The organism is Hoylesella timonensis S9-PR14 (genome assembly GCF_000762405.1).
Classification (GTDB): Bacteria; Bacteroidota; Bacteroidia; order Bacteroidales; family Bacteroidaceae; genus Prevotella; species Prevotella timonensis_A.
Window position 1 is genome coordinate 1 of the sequence record NZ_JRPQ01000194.1, and the last position, 998, is coordinate 998.

The 998-nt window shown below is 34.6% G+C and carries 1 protein-coding gene; it reads left to right on the forward strand.

From position 1 onward, the window contains the following. Window positions 1-181: 181 nt before the first annotated feature. On the forward strand, window positions 182-998 hold an 817-nt coding region (locus HMPREF9304_RS11385; RefSeq protein WP_036929271.1), incomplete at its 3' end, for an IS30 family transposase.

Genomic DNA, 998 nt, shown 5'->3' on the forward strand with positions numbered 1-998 from the left:
TGAATAGATATACATCAATTAAATGGATTGAATGTATTTTTGCAGTAGCTTCTTGAATAATAAATACGTCTATATGTAAATATTAAAATATCATAAACATAGGCATTTCAAGGTATGTGTTAAAAACATTTAATNACGCAATAAAGATGACTTGTCTCATTCATAAACTAATTTTATATACATGTATAACCATTTAACCTCACAGCAAAGANGTGCGATTTCTGTACTTACTAAAAACGGATGTAGTAAGGCAAAAATTGCACAATCAATAGGTGTTGATCCTTCTACCATTTCCCGGGAAATCAAACGGAACAGCGGTGTCCGTGGAAATTATAATTGGGAAACNGCTCAGAAAAATGCGGACCAAAGGAAGAAACGAAAGCCAGGCAACCGTGCCATTTCGGATGAAGTGAAAAATGAAGCNATAAGATTGTTGATAGAAGAACAATGGTCTCCACAACAAATCTCTGCTGTGCTAAAAGAACGTGGCATGATAATATCTNATGAAACTATATATAAAATCATTCGTAAGGATAAGAAAAATGGAGGGACTTTATATNTATATTGTCGNCATAAACTCAAACANCGGTCACGTCCCGTAAGTATTGATGGATCAATGATTTGTAACAGGACAAAAATAACAGATCGACCAGAAGAAGCAGATGGCAGACGCTTCGGAGATTTCGAAATGGACACTATTCTTGGCAAAGGGAATCGAGGTGCCATATTGACCATTACGGAAAAGAAAACAGGAATGTTGTTTATGAGGAAACTTAATAAAGGAAAGGAGGCAAAAGAGCTGGCAAAAACGGTAGTTCGGTTATTGATGCCATATAAGAAATTTATCAAGACTATAACAACTGATAACGGATTAGAATTTGCCTGTCATGAATACATTACAAAGAAACTTGGCATTACTGTCTATTTCACAGATCCGTATTCATCATGGCAAAAAGGTTTGATAGAAAATCAAAATGGTCTTATAAGACAATATATTC